At 37.8% G+C, this 17,347-nt stretch carries 19 protein-coding genes and 1 other annotated feature; of the genes, 17 read left to right on the top strand and 2 right to left on the bottom strand.

Annotated features, from left to right (window positions below; translation table 11 throughout):
* Positions 1 to 155: 155 nt before the first annotated feature.
* Positions 156 to 230, top strand: a sequence feature (ribosomal protein L21 leader region).
* A gap of 12 nt (positions 231 to 242) precedes the next feature.
* The 12 genes from rplU to ruvB all read left to right on the top strand — a co-directional run bounded on the left by rplU (position 243) and on the right by ruvB (position 9,676).
* Complete coding sequence (gene rplU / locus EDD61_RS01480; RefSeq protein ID WP_008688704.1) at positions 243 to 554, top strand: 50S ribosomal protein L21; 312 nt, start codon at positions 243 to 245, stop codon at positions 552 to 554.
* A 4-nt stretch (positions 555 to 558) separates the two neighbouring features.
* On the top strand, positions 559 to 876 hold the full coding sequence (locus EDD61_RS01475; protein ID WP_008978278.1) for a ribosomal-processing cysteine protease Prp: 318 nt from the start codon (positions 559 to 561) through the stop codon (positions 874 to 876).
* 2 nt (positions 877 to 878) lie between these two features.
* Entirely contained in the window at positions 879 to 1,163 is a 285-nt protein-coding gene (gene rpmA / locus EDD61_RS01470) for a 50S ribosomal protein L27 (RefSeq protein ID WP_008688701.1), read from the top strand.
* Positions 1,164 to 1,237: 74 nt separating this feature from the next.
* Positions 1,238 to 2,527: a GTPase ObgE gene (obgE, locus tag EDD61_RS01465; RefSeq protein WP_008688699.1), complete on the top strand. Its 1,290-nt coding sequence runs from the start codon at positions 1,238 to 1,240 to the stop codon at positions 2,525 to 2,527.
* A gap of 171 nt (positions 2,528 to 2,698) precedes the next feature.
* Positions 2,699 to 3,454: an exodeoxyribonuclease III gene (locus EDD61_RS01460; RefSeq protein WP_132223443.1), complete on the top strand. Its 756-nt coding sequence runs from the start codon at positions 2,699 to 2,701 to the stop codon at positions 3,452 to 3,454.
* A 137-nt stretch (positions 3,455 to 3,591) separates the two neighbouring features.
* Positions 3,592 to 4,200 carry a hypothetical protein gene (locus EDD61_RS01455; RefSeq protein WP_008688696.1) on the top strand — a complete coding sequence of 203 codons (609 nt, stop codon included), beginning with the start codon at positions 3,592 to 3,594 and terminating at the stop codon, positions 4,198 to 4,200.
* A gap of 55 nt (positions 4,201 to 4,255) precedes the next feature.
* The gene (locus EDD61_RS01450; protein WP_132223440.1) at positions 4,256 to 5,080 is read left to right on the top strand and encodes an HAD-IIB family hydrolase; all 825 of its coding nucleotides are present in this window, start codon (positions 4,256 to 4,258) and stop codon (positions 5,078 to 5,080) included.
* A 9-nt stretch (positions 5,081 to 5,089) separates the two neighbouring features.
* A complete protein-coding gene (locus EDD61_RS01445; RefSeq protein ID WP_132223437.1) occupies positions 5,090 to 6,493 on the top strand; it encodes an MATE family efflux transporter in 1,404 nt (467 codons plus the stop codon).
* Positions 6,490 to 7,122 (top strand): alpha/beta fold hydrolase, encoded by a 633-nt coding sequence (locus tag EDD61_RS01440; protein ID WP_132223434.1) that lies wholly within the window; start codon positions 6,490 to 6,492, stop codon positions 7,120 to 7,122. The genes EDD61_RS01445 and EDD61_RS01440 overlap by 4 nt, the downstream gene beginning before the upstream one ends.
* Positions 7,123 to 7,265: 143 nt before the next feature.
* Positions 7,266 to 7,868 carry a hypothetical protein gene (locus EDD61_RS01435; protein ID WP_132223431.1) on the top strand — a complete coding sequence of 201 codons (603 nt, stop codon included), beginning with the start codon at positions 7,266 to 7,268 and terminating at the stop codon, positions 7,866 to 7,868.
* Positions 7,869 to 8,080: 212 nt separating this feature from the next.
* Positions 8,081 to 8,665 (top strand): Holliday junction branch migration protein RuvA, encoded by a 585-nt coding sequence (gene ruvA / locus EDD61_RS01430; RefSeq protein WP_008688686.1) that lies wholly within the window; start codon positions 8,081 to 8,083, stop codon positions 8,663 to 8,665.
* A gap of 3 nt (positions 8,666 to 8,668) precedes the next feature.
* Positions 8,669 to 9,676, top strand: a complete 1,008-nt coding sequence (ruvB, locus tag EDD61_RS01425; protein WP_008688684.1) for a Holliday junction branch migration DNA helicase RuvB — start codon at positions 8,669 to 8,671, stop codon at positions 9,674 to 9,676.
* Here the strand turns inward: ruvB and EDD61_RS01420 are convergent, their stop codons facing one another.
* Positions 9,677 to 10,033, bottom strand: a complete 357-nt coding sequence (locus tag EDD61_RS01420) for a DUF3792 family protein (protein WP_008688682.1) — start codon at positions 10,031 to 10,033, stop codon at positions 9,677 to 9,679.
* A gap of 61 nt (positions 10,034 to 10,094) precedes the next feature.
* Here EDD61_RS01420 and EDD61_RS01415 point away from each other — a divergent pair, with 61 nt between their 5' ends.
* A complete protein-coding gene (locus EDD61_RS01415; RefSeq protein ID WP_008688680.1) occupies positions 10,095 to 10,757 on the top strand; it encodes a DUF421 domain-containing protein in 663 nt (220 codons plus the stop codon).
* Between the two features lie 81 nt (positions 10,758 to 10,838).
* On the opposite strand, the gene EDD61_RS01410 is transcribed toward EDD61_RS01415, so the two are convergent.
* On the bottom strand, positions 10,839 to 12,137 hold the full coding sequence (locus EDD61_RS01410) for an oligosaccharide flippase family protein (RefSeq protein WP_132223428.1): 1,299 nt from the start codon (positions 12,135 to 12,137) through the stop codon (positions 10,839 to 10,841).
* 225 nt (positions 12,138 to 12,362) lie between these two features.
* Between EDD61_RS01410 and EDD61_RS01405 the strand changes: the two genes are divergently transcribed.
* From EDD61_RS01405 to ffh, 4 genes are all read left to right on the top strand, one after another.
* Complete coding sequence (locus EDD61_RS01405; protein WP_008688678.1) at positions 12,363 to 12,653, top strand: post-transcriptional regulator; 291 nt, start codon at positions 12,363 to 12,365, stop codon at positions 12,651 to 12,653.
* Positions 12,650 to 14,938, top strand: a complete 2,289-nt coding sequence (locus EDD61_RS01400; RefSeq protein ID WP_008688677.1) for a protein translocase subunit SecDF — start codon at positions 12,650 to 12,652, stop codon at positions 14,936 to 14,938. The genes EDD61_RS01405 and EDD61_RS01400 overlap by 4 nt, the downstream gene beginning before the upstream one ends.
* 125 nt (positions 14,939 to 15,063) lie before the next feature.
* Positions 15,064 to 15,858 (top strand): putative RNA methyltransferase, encoded by a 795-nt coding sequence (locus EDD61_RS01395; RefSeq protein WP_008688676.1) that lies wholly within the window; start codon positions 15,064 to 15,066, stop codon positions 15,856 to 15,858.
* 68 nt (positions 15,859 to 15,926) lie between these two features.
* Positions 15,927 to 17,330, top strand: a complete 1,404-nt coding sequence (gene ffh / locus EDD61_RS01390) for a signal recognition particle protein (RefSeq protein WP_008688675.1) — start codon at positions 15,927 to 15,929, stop codon at positions 17,328 to 17,330.
* Positions 17,331 to 17,347: the final 17 nt, after the last annotated feature.

Raw genomic sequence — 17,347 nt, 5'->3', positions numbered from 1 at the left:
GTAGAATTATCTCAAAATGGATTGCATGCGTATTAACATCGTCATATCGAATTGATAAGTAAAGAATGAAAGAAAAAATTAGGAAGGCATGAAAGAAAAAAACTCTTGTTAATTATTAGAGTTTATGATAACATATCTATGTTGTATGTCCTCTTTTGGATTTACAACCGCTCAAAACAGGGTTTAAGCATGAGAAATCATCACCTTGCATGGCGAGTCTTAAACAAGAAGGAGGTGCGATTATGTACGCAATTATTGAAACAGGCGGAAAACAGATCCGTGTAGAAGAAGGTGCAACAATCTTCGTTGAAAAATTGGATGTAGCTGAAGGAGAAACAGTAGTATTTGACAAAGTTGTCGCTTACTGCAACCGTGCACTGCGCGTTGGTACTCCATATGTAAAAGGTGTAAAGGTGAATGCTAAAGTTGAAAAACAGGGCAAAGCTAAGAAAATCATCATTTACAAGTACAAAGCAAAAAAAGGAAGCTCTCATCGTAAACAGGGTCACCGTCAGCCATATACAAAATTAACAATCGAATCTATCGAGGCTTAAGAATATGGTAAACGTCGAGGTTAAACGACAGTCGGATTTTCTACAGGAAGTGCTGATTCATAATCATGCAGAATATGGCGAACATGGTCAAGATCTTGTATGTGCCGGAGTTAGTTCTATCGCGGTAGGAATGCTGAATGCTTTGGACCAAATGACGAAACATGACGTGTGCGAACTTGTCATGAAAGAAGCATATGTAAAAATCAGTTTAAAACAGAGAGATGAAACGGCAGAGCTTTTACTAGAAGCGATGCTGATTCAATTAAAAACTCTGGAAGAAAATTATCATAACTATATTTCAATACATGATCAGGAGGTGTGAGTATGAAATTCGTATTAGATATTCAGTTGTTTGCATCTAAAAAAGGTGTTGGTTCTACAAAGAACGGTCGTGACTCTGAGTCAAAACGTCTTGGCGCAAAATTAGCTGATGGACAATACTGCCACGCAGGTTCTATCATTTATCGTCAGCGCGGAACGAAAATTCACCCAGGTACAAACGTTGGGAGAGGTGGAGATGATACCTTATTTGCAAAAGTAAATGGTATCGTAAAATTCGAGCGTTTAGGTAAAGATAAGAAAAAAGTATCAGTTTACCCACAGGCTTAAGAATAAAAAATCCCCACATGGGGATTTTATTTTTGAATAAAGTTTGTTTAAAAAATAGATAAGGAGGTGTGCAAATGTTTGTAGACCGTGTAAAAGTACATGTAAAAGCGGGAAAAGGCGGTGATGGTATCGTTGCTTTCCGTAGAGAAAAATATGTTGCCTATGGTGGGCCAAGCGGTGGTGATGGCGGTGATGGCGGTGATGTTGTCTTCATGGTAGATGAAGGGAAAACAACATTGTTAGATCTTCGTTATAACCAAAAGATTGCGGCTGAGCCAGGAGGCAAGGGAAAAACAAAGAAAATGCATGGAGCACGAGGTGCGGATTGTGTTGTTAAAGTTCCATTAGGAACGATTGTAAAAGATATGAAGAGTGGTAGGATCATTGCCGATCTGACCCATAAAGGACAACGAGAGGTTATTGCCAAAGGTGGTAAAAAGGGCAAAGGAAACTTTCATTTTAAATCAAGTAAAAATACGGCTCCTCAATATGCAGAACTAGGTGCGCCAGGAGAAGAATTAGATATCCAAGTAGAATTAAAGGTGCTAGCCGATGTTGGTTTGGTCGGTTTTCCATCTGTAGGAAAATCAACACTCTTATCCGTTGTATCAAAGGCACGTCCAGAGATTGCAGAGTATCACTTTACGACCTTAGCTCCGAATTTAGGCATGGTTCAAGTACCGGATGGACGTAGTTTTGTTATGGCAGATTTGCCGGGCTTGATTGAAGGTGCAAGTGAAGGTAAAGGATTGGGGCATCAATTCTTGCGTCATATTGAACGTTGTCGCGTGATTATCCATGTAGTTGATATGGGCAGCCATGATGGCCGTGATCCGCTAGAAGATTATAAGATCATAAATGAAGAGTTAGCAAACTATGAATATCGTTTGATGGAACGTCCTCAGATTGTTTTGGCGAATAAGATGGATCTAGAGAAAGCAAAAGAAAATCTAGAACGTTTTAAAAAGGCCTATCCTGAGGTAGAAGTTTTTGAAACGACGACGATTATCGCGGAAGGTTTGGAGCCGGTATTATATCGGGCAGCTGATTTATTAGAAACTACACCACAATTTCCATTATTCAATGATGCAGAAGTGGATGAGGAAGCCGAAGGTGTCTTATATAAATTTGAACCCGAAAAACCAGCGTACGAAATTCGCAATCTTGGAAATGGTGATTGGGAAATCGTTGGTGATGAGATTGAACGAAGCTTTAAGATGAGCAAACTGGATAATGAAGAAGATTTCATGCGTTTTGCGCGTAAGATGCGCAAGATGGGGATTGACCAAGCATTGCGTGATGCGGGATGTCAGGACGGCGATACCGTTGTCATCTGTAATATTGAATTTGAATTTATGGAATAAACAGAATGTCGGTGATGATCTGCAGACTTTCATGTCTTGCTACATCACTGACTTTTTCATATGAAAGAAAATATATTTAGGTAACATGGAAACGCAAGATGTTTGGTTAAACTACTAGTAATTTTCTATGAAATCCGTTATCATAATGCTATGTGATGGAGGTAGATGTTTATGAAGATGGTATCATGGAATGTCAATGGAATCCGTGCCTGTATGACAAAGGGCTTTATGGATTTCTTTCAAGAAATAGATGCAGATATTTTTTGTATTCAAGAAACGAAGATGCAACCGGGGCAATTGGATATTGTAACACCCGGATATTATCAATATATGAACAGTGCAGATAAAAAAGGATATAGTGGAACAATGGTGTTTACCAAAGAAAAGCCAATAGCGGTGACCTATGATCTGGGTATTGATGAACATGATCATGAAGGACGTGTCATTACCTGTGAATATGAAAACTTTTATCTGGTTTGTGTGTATACACCGAATTCAAAAGATGGTTTATTGCGTTTGGACTATCGTATGCAATGGGAAGATGATTTCCGCGCATATCTGAATGCATTAAAGGAAAAGAAAAGTGTGATTGTTTGTGGCGATTTGAATGTAGCACATAAGGAAATCGACTTAAAAAATCCAAAGACCAATCGTCGCAATGCCGGTTTTACTGATGAAGAACGAGCGAAGATGACAACGCTTCAACAGAGTGGCTTCATCGATTCTTTCCGTTATTTATATCCAGAGCAGGAAGGCATATATTCATGGTGGAGCTATCGCTTTAAAGCGCGCGAGAAAAATGCCGGATGGCGCATTGATTACTTTTTAGTGAGTGAAGATGCCAAAGATAAGATACAGGAAGCAAGTATTCATACGGATGTATTTGGCTCTGATCATTGTCCGGTTTCTCTTGACATTAACTTTTAAAAGTTCGTACGAAGGTACGGCTTTTTTTGTTTTAGAATGTTATATCCAAAAATATAAGATAAATAAGAAATATAAGATAACGATTGCAATCTTTTACTGAATCCCATATAATGGGAACTATAAAGGGAGGGTTTCTTATGATAGCATTTGCACCAAAATCATATGTATATATAGATTATGAAACATTACAGGATGAGGCGATGGAAGGGCTGTTAGCATTATTTGCAAGTAAGCATATGCAAATGCGCCTTTGTGTAAAAGATGCCTGGGAATTGGAAGAAGCAAAACATCTGGATACGTATGGGTATATCTGCGATGTTGTTTATGGTGAGGACATTCTTTCTGCATTAGTGCGTTATGCAAAAGCCAAAAAACAGCGCCAGAAACATATTTTATTATTCACACAACAAACGATTGATCTTCACAAGGTGGATGATATTGGTGTTATCACTCTGGGAAAGAAGGGTGAATATGAAAATTTACAAAGTTTTTTACAGGTAAAGAGTGCTTATGTGAAACAATGGCAATTTCGCTTATCTTGCATTATGGTGTTGTCTGCAGTGCTAATTGGCTTAACCATGTATTTTGCCTATCAAGGAACATTGCCTTCCATATTAAACGATGGGTTTATCGCTTTCCTTGCTCTCATGCTTCCATTAGCTGCTTTTATTCTTAGCTTTGGCTATGGTGTTAGTAAAGATGTTTTTTCATTAAATTGTTTATGGGCTTTATTGGATGCAATTTAAATCCATTGACATTTTGTAGTATAATGAGTATACGTTCTAAGAGAGGGGCAGTAGTATGGAAAATATACAATTGGTTATTTGTGATATTGATAGTACCTTGGTGACAACAGATCGCCGATTGACATGGAAGACCAAAGAGGTGATTGATCGTCTACATGCACATGGAGTATTATTCGGTATCGCTTCTGGCAGACCGTTGGATGAATTAAAGCGTAATGCAAAGAAATGGGGATTTTCTTATCCTTTTGATATTTTGATTGGTATGAATGGTTCTGAATTATGGGATGAAAAAAGACAAGAAGAATTTGGCTATTATAAATTAAAGTCCGAATGGATTAAAGAAATCATTGAGCTGATGGAGCCATTTGATGCAAACTACTTTATTTATCATGATGGTTATTTACTGTGTAGACGCAATGATGCGATGATGCAACATTCTGCTAAAAGCAGTGACAAAGAGATTGTTGTTATGGATACGCCTGAACAGCTGTATCAAAAAGAGAATGCAAAGATCATGTTTCGCGTAACGGAAGAGGTTATGCCATCAATTGAACGCTATGTTGCCCAGCATCCTTCACCGTTTTATAAAGGCTTTAAAACACAGTCAACCTTAATGGAATTTGCTGATCATCGCGTTTCAAAAGCTTTTGCGCTAAAGAAATACTGTGAGATGAATCAGCTTTCTTTCGCAAGTGTGGTGGCATTTGGTGATACAAGTAACGATAATGATATGCTTGCATGCAGTGGTTTAGGTGTATGTATGTGCAATGGCAGTGCAGATACGAAAGCGATTGCGGATGATATAACAAAGAAAAGCAATGATGAAGATGGCTTTGCATGGTATATGGAAGAACATTTTTTAAAGCCTTTCGGTTGGTAGATACGATTTATGCGTGGCAAGATAGAAGCAACGATCAAGCACAAAGGGGGAGAAAATTTTGGTAATGGAAGTGTAGCCCGTCATATTTTACGACTGGCTTTGCCTATGACCCTTGCACAATTTATCAATGTTTTATATAACATCATTGATCGTATTTACATTGGCCGTTTACCTGATGTAGCCGATCATGCACTTGCCGGAGTCGGCATTACGTTTCCCATCATCACCTTAGTCATTGCTTTTGCAAATCTGGCAGGGATGGGTGGCGCTCCTTTGTTTTCGATTGAGCGAGGACGTGGGAATACGAAAAAAGCAGAAGAAATTATGGGAAACAGCTTTACGCTTTTACTGGTATTTGGTATCGTTTTAACCCTTTTTGTATTGTTGTTTAAAACAGATATCTTATATTTGTTTGGGGCAAGTGATGCTATTTTTTCATTTGCAGATGACTATATTACCATTTACATGTTTGGCTCGCTCTTTGTCATGATATCCTTAGGCATGAACAGTTTTATAAATGCCCAAGGGTTTGGAAAGATAGGGATGTTAAGTGTAGTATTGGGTGCTGTACTCAATATCATTTTGGATCCGATATGTATTTTCAGTTTTCATTTAGGGGTAAAGGGGGCAGCAATCGCAAGCGTTCTTTCGCAGCTAGCATCGGCTGTTTGCATCTTATGGTTTCTTGCGCATAAACAAAGTGGTATCATGCTGAGGCGACATGCATTGAAATTGCAATTGTGCTACGTAAAAAAGATCCTTATGCTAGGGATGAGTGGCTTTGTTATGGCTATTACCAATAGTGCTGTACAGGTGGTATGCAATGCCAGTTTACAACAGTATGGTGGTGATGTGTATATCAGTATCATGACCATTATAAATTCATTACGTGAAGTCATCACATTACCTGCAAGTGGAATTACCAATGCTGCACAGCCGGTGTTAGGGTATAATTACGGAGCTCATAAGGATGAGCGCGTCTTGAAGGCAATTCGCTTTATGAGTGTCGTTGTTGTTGCGTATATGCTGCTCATGTGGCTATTTGTCTATTTGACACCTACGTTCTTCCTCCATATCTTTTCTAGTGATCAAGTGATTGTAAAATGGGGCATACCGGCAATCCAACTGTATTACTTTGGTTATTTCATGATGGGATTTCAATTTAGTGGGCAAAGTGTTTTTGTGGCATTGAATAAAAGTGGACAAGCTATCTTTTTTTCTTTATTCCGCAAAGTTATAATTGTTATACCGTTAACGTTATGGCTGCCTACAGTTGACCAATTGGGGGTCATGGGAGTGTTTCTGGCTGAACCGATTTCCAATTTTATTGGTGGTGGTTGCAGCTATTTGACGATGTATCTTACCGTTTATAAAAAATTAAAAAATGATTGCAAAGCCAAGGAGGAAGTATGAAAATTTTATGGTTACCTGGGGCAAAATGTACAAAGGAAATATGGCGATACATGATAAAGGATTGGGAAGAAGAAGACAATGTTTTTGTAAAGTATTCGCATGATGTTTTGTTACAGGCAAAACAAGTGATGGATATCACGAAAGATGTTTATGATCGCTATGGAAAAGCATCTTATGATTATATCATAGGACATAGTATGGGTGGCAAGATTGCCTTACAGCTTTGTGCAGACTTTCAAATGCGAGTGAAAGGGATTATTTTCATAGAAACTAATTTACGTCCGACAGCGGCATTTTATCGCAATTTGCTTTTGGCAAAAAATAGTGAAGTAAAAGATGAACTTATGTCGATGCTTCAAGAAGAATCCATCTATTACTTAGATGCCTTAAATAAAGAACTGCAAGAAACATTTGATGATGCTTATTTGGTGCAGCAGGCGAACTGCTTGGTGTATGGTGTTTATGGTGATCGTGGCTTGCCTGCATATCCTGATCGTATACACGATCTTTGTTTAGATGCGGATACTTTGGCGAAACTACAACTCTTTTTTGTTAAAGATAGTTGTCATATGCCAATGCTGGAAAACCCAGACCATCTCACAAAAATAATCAAAGGGATTATAAGATAACCAATCACCTTCTAAAAATTAACGATAGATGCGAAGATTTGCAAAAAAATTACCTGTTCATGATTTTAATTTCAATCTTAGTTGTAAAATGTAACCGTTTACGATATACTCAATACAGATATAAATATAAAATGGAGGAAATTATGATTGTAAATTTTGAGCAGAAAGAGCGCTTACCATTAAGCAAACATGAGATAACACGGAAAGGTGAGCTTATAGGTACTACTGTTTTACCCGAAGCGTGGATAGGAACGATGCAGTTGCTTGGTCATGATTATGAGCTAAATGCAGAAGGTTTTGAAAAAGTTGTTATTCGTAAAGATGGCATGCCATATGCTGAATGCATGAGCAGACTACATGTTACAAAACAAATTCTTTTTGTAAAAACAGGATGGGAATATTATGAACTTATAACGCCGGAAAAAACCTACCAAATCTATGAAACAGGGCTAGGGGCAGATAAACATTTTTATTCATTTTATGAACATGATCAAGTTGTGGCAATTATTCATAAAAACGACGTAGTAAAGCGTTTTTTAGACACGTATACGTTTTACATGAAGGAAGAACAGCACTTAGAAGCGGTAAGTTTGTATTGTCTGTTTTTAGAGAGTACACAATATTATGATATGGATGCTACAGGGAATGAATCTTCTGCAACAGAAACAATCACTATGCAAAAGGAGTTAAAGGAGAAGTATGATCCTACCTTTATTGAGCAGGTAATTGCAATGGACAAAGAGTAACGGTTTCCACAGGTCGGATTCTTTTATTTATTGCGTTTACATGTTATTAAGCAAATCACGAATGGTTTACGATTATATGAAAGAGCTTAAATGCTCTTTCATTGTTTTTTGATATTTTCCTTTGTGGTTGGCTGATGAAGAATCATTAGGAATCTCATACTCCTTCTTTTTTTTTAGCGTTAGGCATGATAAAATAAAACAAGGTGATAAAAATGATAGCATTTATTCGTGGGACGATTCACAGCTACAGCAATGATTCTTTGATCATAGATAACAATGGCATTGGTTATCGTGTATATATCGCAAATCCACAGGCTGTACGTTTGAATACAGAAGTAACCTTGTTTACCTATCAGCATGTTCGAGAGGATGCTATTACGCTGTTTGGTTTTACAAGTATGGAAGAACATGATTTGTTTTTGCAATTGATCAGTGTAAAAGGTGTGGGCCCTAAAACAGCATTGGGTATGTTGGCGGTTTGTCCTGCTAAAAATATGATCATGGCAATTGAAAATAATGATGTCAAAACATTAAAAGGATTACCAGGCATTGGTGCTAAAACAGCAAGTCAAATTGTTTTGGATCTGAAGAATAAATTGGTCGAAGAAGTAACTGAAATTGAGGCAAAAGAAAATGCCCAACTGTTGGATGCCATAGAGGCATTAAAAGCTTTAGGCTATAAAAATGCTGAAATTAGCAGTGTGAAAAAAGAATTAATGGCTATGGAAGAGTCTACGACTAGTGATCAATATATTCGAAAGGCATTATCTATATTGGCAAAAAGAAAGGGAGTATAAGGCATGGAACGTGTGCTTTCAAATGAAATGCAGGGAGTTGAGGAAGAGGATACACTTCGTCCTTCCACATTAAAGGAATATATCGGGCAGGCGCAGTTAAAAGAAAATCTAGCAGTATTTATTCAGGCAGCGAAGCAACGCAATGAAGCTTTGGATCATGTCTTATTGTATGGGCCTCCAGGATTAGGAAAAACCACATTGTCTTATATCTTGGCAAATGAAATGGGTGGGCATATTAAAACAACCAGTGGACCATCTATTGAAAAAAGTGGAGATTTGGCTGCTATCTTATCAACTTTAGAAGCAGGAGATGTTTTGTTTATTGATGAAATACACCGCTTACCCAAACAAGTCGAAGAGGTGCTCTATCCAGCAATGGAAGATTATTGTATTGATATCGTAGTCGGTAAAGATTCCAGTACGACACGCTCTATCCGTTTGGATCTTCCACCATTTACTTTAGTGGGCGCAACGACTAGAGCTGGAGATCTAACAGCACCATTGCGAGATCGTTTTGGTATAGTATCGCAGCTGGAATTTTACAGTCTAGATGAATTGCAACAGATCATATGGCGTACAAGCCGTGTCATGGATACGGAAATTGAAGAGGAAGCCGTATTGGAAATAGCATTGCGTTCACGTGGAACCCCACGTATCGCAAATCGTTTATTTCGCAGAGTGCGTGATTTTGCACAAGTTATGAATGATGGCATCATCGATAAGGCAGTCGCTGCAATGGCCCTTGATAAGTTAAAGGTCGATCATTTAGGACTTGATAACGTTGATCATAAATATTTGAAAGGAATCATTGAACGATTTAAAGGCGGTCCGGTTGGCTTGGAAGCTTTAGCTAGCAGTATCGGTGAAGAAGCTATGACATTAGAAGATGTGTATGAACCATATTTATTACAAATCGGTTTTATAAATCGTACACCCCGTGGTCGCATTGTAACGGATAAAGCATATCGTCATTTGGGTTATGATATGGAAGAAGGGTTATTCAAGTTATAATTAGGCTTTCGCTTGTGTCTTCGCATACATCAGCATACAGCAAGCGATAAAAGCCAGAGCTTTGGAAAGCATTTCTATAATGGACAGTAAAGAAATGCCGCTTAATAAAAAGACGGGTATGCAAAATAAAAGAATCATTCCTAAAGCGCTGAACAGCGCTTTTTTCTTTGTTTTGATGCCTAACCAGACACCTCCACAACCATAAGCAATAGCTCCGCCAATCCAATTCAGAATATGAAAAGTTTCAGCTGAAATCCAGGTAAAATAGTATAAAGCGGCAAAGATAAGAGAAAATAACAATGTGAGTGCTAAAAGAATAGCGGCACTTTGAAGGTAAGTCTGTAACTTTGATTTCAATGGGAATCACCTCATTGTAATGTATGAAAAAGTTTGTCGGACTATGCAAGGAGGATGAAAAATGCAAGAATATATCACATTGATGATAAAATGTCTCGTCGTATACTTTGTCATTATAATTGCCTTACGAATCATGGGAAAGCGTGAAGTTGGTGAATTATCTGTATTTGATATTGTTATTTATTTGGTTATGAGTGAATTGCTTGCTATTTCTATTACCGAATCACATGAAAGTATTCTCAAATCACTCGTACCCATTTTTACCTTGGCCGTTTTACAAATCATTATCAGCTGGATCTTATTAAAAAGCAAAAAAGTACGTGATATTTTTGATGGTAAAAGTGTTATTTTAATACATAATGGACACATCAACCAAGATGCAATGCGTAAGAATCGATATAACATTGACGATTTGATGAGTCAAATACGTTCGCATGATCTATGTACGCCTGATGAAGTGGCTTTTGCTGTATTGGAAAATAATGGACAATTAAGTGTGTTGCCGAAAAAAAGCTGTAAAGTCAAGCATCCGGATCCATTGATCAGTGATGGCATTATCAATAAAAAAGCACTGAAGGATCTGCATCGCGACAGTGAATGGCTGAAAGCCTGTATGAAAGAAGAAGGGATTCAAGATGTTAAAGATATCTTTTTATGCATCTGGCAGAAAAATGCTTTTTTTATCATTAAGAAGGAAATAGACTCCCAAAATAAGATGTTTTGATTTTATCATGTCGCCATAAGAAATTAGATGGTATAGATAGAAATTTTTCCATGTTTCTATCTTTTTTATAATATGCAATAATTATTTGCTTTTGGTAAAAGCGAACCATAGGCGAATGGCATGAAGACAAGTCGTGACCAGCATACCAGCACTGATTGCTATGCTTAATGCATCGGCGAACAGGATGTGTGATAAAAAGGCGACACAGCATAAGCGGGTAAAGGAGCCTGCAAAGGTATCGAATACTGTTTTTTTACTGAGCGACATCGCATGCAACATGCTACTTAAAGGAGGCTGCAGCGAATACAGTGCAAAGGGAATGGCGAGTTGTTTTAATAAAAGGGCACCGCGTGTATTGTGGTAAAAAAGCAATAACAATTCTTCATTAAAAAAATAGCATAGGAAACTGCAGATAGCACCGACAATAAAGCAACTTGCTAAGATAAAAGAAAATTGATGACGGGCTGTCGCTTCATGTCCACGGGTATAATGATACGTAAAAGAAGGAAGTAAAAAATTACTTAAGGTGATGGTTAAAAAACTAGGCATCGTGATGATTGGCAAAACATAGCCATTCAATTGTCCATAGGCATGAATCATCGTATCACTTTGTAAGGCACTTAAACCGATTACCATGACAATGGGTTCTAAAAAATAGGTTAAAGATCCGATTAAACGACTTCCAGTCATAGGGATGCTGATGGATAATACTTCATCAAATTGCTGACGATGCAATGTGTGAAATAAGGTTGGTAATTGTCGGATATCATGTTTATGCTGACGCAGAGCAAACAGCATATACAAACTGCTACATAATTCACCGACACTGATTGAATACATGGCGATTTTTGCCATTGTGACATTAGTTAACGTGTGATCCATAGAGAACATAACAAGCAAAAAGAGAATACGTGAACCTTCTTCAAATAATTGACAGGCAGTTGCTTGAACGTGCTGTTGCTTCCCGAATAAATACCCCTTTAATATACCGGATATGCTCACAAGGGGAATTAATGGTAAAATGGCGTATAACACCGGTAATATTTCACGCTGTTTTAAAATATAGAAAGATAGAAAAGGAAGAAGAATGAAAAAGGCGGCGATAATTACGATATTATTTATCATGGAAACAAAGATACTTGCTAAAAGTGGTTTACGCGTATCCTTGCTTTGGGCAATGACCTTGCTCAAAGCTCCAGGTATCCCCATTTGCGCTAAGGTAATCATAATGACCATGGTTGGGGAAGCGAGTGTATAGTAATTCATTGCAGACTCACTTAGGGTGCGAGCTAAAAGAATACGTACAAGAAAAGATAAGATTTTAGCAATCACGGAAACCAACAGTAAAAGAAACGTTGAACGCAGCAATGTTTTTTTCATAAGAATCATCCTTGTCTGTATCAAAGTATATGAAACGTATGCAAAAAACATGTGCATACCGTGGAAAGATGGTTGTTCGCAGCAATATAAAGGACCTTTCTTGCTGCTTTTTAGGCCTTTCATTAGAAAGTTGAAATGATGTGAAAAATACCCTACTTGGAATTTCATATTGCCTTATGAAAAGGAATGATGTAAAATATGTGTTATGGTATTGAGGAGGAAACTATGAGTGAGCAAAGTCTGATTGATGATAAATACATAAAACTTGCCATCGCCCTAAAGGCCAATGAACTCAAACGAGAACAGTTATCTTCCTTAACATATCAGCATGTAGAAAGTGCATTAATTGGAAAATGGAAATATGAGAAAGTAGACAGTGTGCATGATGCGGTGAATGATGTCATGCAGCTGAGTGCTAATGATGTGGTCGCATATTTATCTAATGAGGCCATTTTACTTGGCGCAAAAATGAAGATTAATGACTTTGAAGATTTATTTGGAGGAGATAAGCAATGAAAAAATCGCGTTTAGTTGTTTTTGGCATCACGGTTTTGACAATTTTGGCAGTCATTGTCACTTGCAGTGGAATGATCAAAGATAACATGAGGCTTGGTTTGGATCTGCAGGGTGGATTTGAAATTCTGTATGAAGTAAGTCCGCTGGATGGAAAAAAGATGCCAAGTATGAGCGCAGTGGCAGAATCTGTAAACAAACGTGTCGATGTGCTTGGTGTTAATGAACCAGATATTACGGTGGAAGGTAATAACCGTATTCGTGTACAGTTAGCTGGAGTGAAAAATGCCGACCAGGCAAGAAGGGTAATTTCATCTACTGCAAATTTAACATTCCGTGATGTGAATGATAATCTGCTGATGGATGCTAGTGTTTTAAAAGAAGGAGGAGCCAGTGTTACAACAGATCAATATGGCAATCCCGTCGTTAGTTTGAAACTGGCAGATCAAAGTAAATTTTATGAGGTTACCAAAAAGGTTGCGGCAATGGGAGATGGTCAAAATCTGATGGTAGCTTGGCTGGATTTTGACCAGGCAACAGATTCTTATGCAGCAGAAAAAACAAAAGAGAAACCAAAATATATTTCTGCGGCATCTGTAAAAGAGGGAATTAATAGTACGAGTGCCCAAATTAGTGGGAACTTTAGCAAAGATGAGGCAAATGAATTAAAGGATCTTATCAATTCAGGTTCCTTGCCTGTGAAAATGGTCGAATCCTATAGCAATGCGGTAACCGCTGATTATGGTATTGATGCCTTTTCAACAACCATGATGGCTGGTGCTGTAGGTATTGCTTTGATCATGTTGTTTATGATCTTATATTATCGTTTACCGGGCGTTATATCCGCAATTACAATTGCATCTTACGTCTTTGTTGTCTTCTTGATTAATAACCTAATGGGAGCCGTCTTTACCTTATCAGGTATCGCTGCCTTGGTATTGGGTGTCGGAATGGCAGTCGATTCTAATATTTTGACATTCGAGCGTATTCGCGATGCTTTATATAGTGGCAGAAGTGTCAAAACAGCCTTCTACGAAGGTAGTTCCAAATCATTTGTCACGATTTTTGATGCTCAGTTTACGACCTTTATTTCCGCATTGATTCTGTTCATCTTCGGTACAGGTAGTGTAAAAGGTTTTGCGACCATGTTGATCGTGTCAACGATTTCTACATTACTGGTTATTGTCTTTGTAGCTAAATTCCTTTTGAAGATGCTCGTGGACAGTGGCAAATTGGATGATAAGAAGAGTTGGTTTGGTGTCAAGAAAAATCAGATTCCAAGCGTTGCTAACGGAGAATCACGTTTCTATTATGGACGCTTTAAAGGATTTGACTTTGTTGGTAAAGCAAAATATTTCATCTTTACTTCTTTGACTATTATGGTCATTGCCATTGGCTGTATGGGCTTTAATGGTTTCAAAGGCGATGGTATCTTAAACTTCGGTATTGATTTTACCAGTGGTACAAAAATTACGGTACAAAGTGACAGTGCAATCAAAGCTGATGAATTAAAAACACAATTAAAATCTTTGGGTATTCATGCGAACAGTGTGAAGATCAATGGTGATAAGAATGAGATTGCACATGTCTTTGTTAAGGAAGCGGTTAATACAAGCACGATGGAAAAAGCGAAAACGGCTTTGAAGGCAACATACAAACATGATGTCAGCGATAGTACTGTTACACCAGTCATCGGTCGTGAATTAGTAAGAAAAGCTATTGTTATTTCTGTATTGGCATGGATTGGTGTTATGATTTACATTTCCCTGCGTTTTAAATGGGATTATGCATTAAGTGGTATCATTGCATTGATACATGATGTCTTTATCATCTTATGTTTCTGTGCTATCTTCCGTTTAGAGGTGAATACGGAAATCATAGCTGTAATGTTGGCAATCATTGGTTATTCTATTAATAACTCCATTGTTGTCTTTGACCGTATTCGAGATCAGGTTAAAGAAAACCGACATGAAAAACTGGATCAGGTAAAATATAAGGAAATTGTGAACATTGCCTTGCAGAATACGGCAACACGATCAATTTTATCTACTTTTACGACTGTATTACCGGTTATCTGTCTGCTAGGTTTGGGTAGTAACGCAATCTTCACCTTCTGTTTGGCTTTGTTTATCGGTTTAATTGCCGGTGCTGGAAGTTCTTTGTTTATTGCTGCACAAGTATGGTATCAACTGCGTATGCGTGAAAAACCTAAGAGCAAAAAGGTGCATAAAAAACATAAAAAAGAAGCTGTAGAAGAAATGATCGTTCCAGGCTTAAATGATTATTAACCAAACATTTGCGCAAATACTCTTTGTTTAGAGTATTGCGCTTTTCTTTTTGATATGTTGTCTACATTTACACTTGCCATGTATTTATGATATAATCCTAAGACAAAGAGAATGAGGTGGAACGAATGCTCATATGTCCGAAATGTCATGAACAATTAAAAAAAGAAGAACACGTATGGCGCTGTGCAAAAGGGCATAGTTATGATATAGCTCGTCGCGGATATGTTAATCTGGTGCTTGGTTCCCATAAGGCAAGCGGTGATGATAAAGCGATGGTACGCTCTCGTACCCGTTTTTTATCCCATGGTTATTATCATATTCTGCAAAAACGATTAGCGACAATGTTACAGAAATTAGCATTGGAAACGCTGATAGATGCAGGGTGTGGAGAAGGTTATTATACAAATTATTTTCAGGAAGTATTGCCTGCCACACAAATTTATGGCTTTGATTTAAGCAAGCATGCGATTGATGAGGCTTGTAAAGCGCATCGTGGTGTAACTTATGGGGTGTGTAACATCTTCCATTTACCAATAGCCAAGCATTGTGCAGATGGGGTGGTGTCTGTTTTTGCCCCTGTGGATAGCAAAGAAAATTATAGAGTATTAAAAACAGGTGGTTATTTTTTAAAGGTAGGGCCTGGTCCAAAGCATCTATATGAGCTGAAACAATTGTTATATACGGATGTGTATGAAAATGAAATTGAAACAGGTTATTCCGGTTTTACCTTACTACATGAAGAAATTGTAGAAGATACCATTACAATTCAGGATGCTCAGGATATTTGGGCACTGTTTCAAATGACTCCATATTATTGGAGAACTCCTAAACAGCAAGCAGAGGCATTAAAACAATGCAAGGAATTGACGACACAGATATCTTTTCATATTGCGTTGTATCGCAAAGAATCCATGAAATAGCCTTTCCAAATAAGAATTGGCTATGATATAATAAACAAGAATTCAGGAAGAAAGGCGGAAATAGAAGAATGGCATTTGAAAGTTTGAGTGAACGTCTGGGAAAGGCGTTTAAAAATATAACAGGTAAAGGTAAATTAAGCGAAAAAAATATGAATGATATGTTGCGGGAAGTGCGCATGTCATTATTAGAAGCTGATGTGAATTATGGTGTTGTAAAAGATTTTATCGCTCGTGTAAAAGAAAAAGCATTGGGCACTGAAGTGATGACTTCTTTAAACCCTGGGCAAATGGTCGTTAAGATCGTTCATGATGAAATAGTTGCCTTATTAGGAAATGAAGAAGCTCCTATCAATTATAAGAAAACGGGCATAACAACCGTCATGATGGTTGGTTTACAGGGTACTGGTAAAACAACGGCGGCAGCTAAAATCGCTAATGTTATGAAGAAGAAACAAAGTCGTAAGCCATTATTGGTTGCCTGTGATGTAATTCGTCCGGCGGCGATTGAACAGTTGAAAACACTTGGTGAAAGCATTGATGTCGAGGTGTTTTCTTTAGGGGTTGAAACAAAGGCATTAGAAACAGCGCAAAAAGCGATGGATTATGCCAAAGAACAAGGCTATGATACGGTTGTCTTTGATACCGCTGGGCGTTTGCATATAGATGAAGAATTGATGCAAGAATTGTCTGATATTAAAGCGTTTGTTCATCCGGATGACATTTTGTTAACCGTTGATGCTATGACTGGACAGGATATTGTGAATGTCGCAAGTAGCTTTCATGAACAGCTAAGTGTTACTGGACTTGTCTTAACGAAACTAGATGGTGATTCTCGCGGCGGTGGTATTTTATCTGTACGAAGCATCACACAAGTGCCTGTAAAATTTGTTGGTTTAGGTGAGAAAATTGAGGATTTGGATGTGTTCCATCCAGATCGTATGGCAGATCGTATCTTAGGAATGGGTGATATTCTTTCACTGGTAGAAAAAGCTCAGGAAAAAATGGATATGGAAGCTAGCACCAAATCAGCAAATCGTATGATGAGTGGACAATTTACATTGAGTGATATGTTAATTCAATATGAACAAATAGAAAAGATGGGGTCTTTAGGCGGCATGATGAAATTGTTGCCTGGTATGGGACAGATGGCAAATCAAATTGATGAGGCAAAGGCAGATAATAAATTGAAAAAAAGCAAGGCTATCATCCAGAGTATGACGCCTGAAGAAAGAGAAAATCCTAATATTCTTAGAGCAGGAAGAAAAAATCGTATTGCTAAGGGAAGTGGAACTACGGTGGCTGATGTAAATCGTTGCATTTCCGAATATGAAAAGATGAAGACGGTGATGAAACAGATGATGTCAATGTCAAAAAATGGAAAAATGCCTAATATGGGAGCCATGGGAGGCATGAAAAATATGCGTGCTATGAACAAAGCTATGCGTGCAGGAAAAAAAGGCAGAAGATTTTAAATAAGGCAAGGTAAAGA

It is taken from the genome of Longicatena caecimuris (assembly GCF_004341945.1).
Lineage (GTDB): Bacteria > Bacillota_I > Bacilli_A > Erysipelotrichales > Erysipelotrichaceae > Longicatena > Longicatena caecimuris.
The sequence above is the reverse complement of the archived record's forward strand: the minus strand, read 5'-3'. Positions and strand labels throughout refer to the sequence as shown.

What these genes read in the sequence shown, in the direction of transcription:
- EDD61_RS01475 (WP_008978278.1), top strand. Translation starts at nt 559, where the DNA reads ATGGTAAACGTCGAGGTTAAACGACAGTCGGATTTTCTACAGGAAGTG.
- rpmA (WP_008688701.1), top strand. Translation starts at nt 879, where the DNA reads ATGAAATTCGTATTAGATATTCAGTTGTTTGCATCTAAAAAAGGTGTT.
- EDD61_RS01460 (WP_132223443.1), top strand. Translation starts at nt 2,699, where the DNA reads ATGAAGATGGTATCATGGAATGTCAATGGAATCCGTGCCTGTATGACA.
- ffh (WP_008688675.1), top strand. Translation starts at nt 15,927, where the DNA reads ATGGCATTTGAAAGTTTGAGTGAACGTCTGGGAAAGGCGTTTAAAAAT.
- ruvB (WP_008688684.1), top strand. Translation starts at nt 8,669, where the DNA reads ATGGAACGTGTGCTTTCAAATGAAATGCAGGGAGTTGAGGAAGAGGAT.
- EDD61_RS01440 (WP_132223434.1), top strand. Translation starts at nt 6,490, where the DNA reads ATGAAAATTTTATGGTTACCTGGGGCAAAATGTACAAAGGAAATATGG.
- obgE (WP_008688699.1), top strand. Translation starts at nt 1,238, where the DNA reads ATGTTTGTAGACCGTGTAAAAGTACATGTAAAAGCGGGAAAAGGCGGT.
- EDD61_RS01450 (WP_132223440.1), top strand. Translation starts at nt 4,256, where the DNA reads ATGGAAAATATACAATTGGTTATTTGTGATATTGATAGTACCTTGGTG.
- EDD61_RS01435 (WP_132223431.1), top strand. Translation starts at nt 7,266, where the DNA reads ATGATTGTAAATTTTGAGCAGAAAGAGCGCTTACCATTAAGCAAACAT.
- rplU (WP_008688704.1), top strand. Translation starts at nt 243, where the DNA reads ATGTACGCAATTATTGAAACAGGCGGAAAACAGATCCGTGTAGAAGAA.
- EDD61_RS01395 (WP_008688676.1), top strand. Translation starts at nt 15,064, where the DNA reads ATGCTCATATGTCCGAAATGTCATGAACAATTAAAAAAAGAAGAACAC.
- EDD61_RS01455 (WP_008688696.1), top strand. Translation starts at nt 3,592, where the DNA reads ATGATAGCATTTGCACCAAAATCATATGTATATATAGATTATGAAACA.
- EDD61_RS01415 (WP_008688680.1), top strand. Translation starts at nt 10,095, where the DNA reads ATGCAAGAATATATCACATTGATGATAAAATGTCTCGTCGTATACTTT.
- EDD61_RS01410 (WP_132223428.1), bottom strand. Translation starts at nt 12,137, where the DNA reads ATGAAAAAAACATTGCTGCGTTCAACGTTTCTTTTACTGTTGGTTTCC.
- EDD61_RS01445 (WP_132223437.1), top strand. Translation starts at nt 5,090, where the DNA reads ATGCGTGGCAAGATAGAAGCAACGATCAAGCACAAAGGGGGAGAAAAT.
- EDD61_RS01400 (WP_008688677.1), top strand. Translation starts at nt 12,650, where the DNA reads ATGAAAAAATCGCGTTTAGTTGTTTTTGGCATCACGGTTTTGACAATT.
- EDD61_RS01405 (WP_008688678.1), top strand. Translation starts at nt 12,363, where the DNA reads ATGAGTGAGCAAAGTCTGATTGATGATAAATACATAAAACTTGCCATC.
- ruvA (WP_008688686.1), top strand. Translation starts at nt 8,081, where the DNA reads ATGATAGCATTTATTCGTGGGACGATTCACAGCTACAGCAATGATTCT.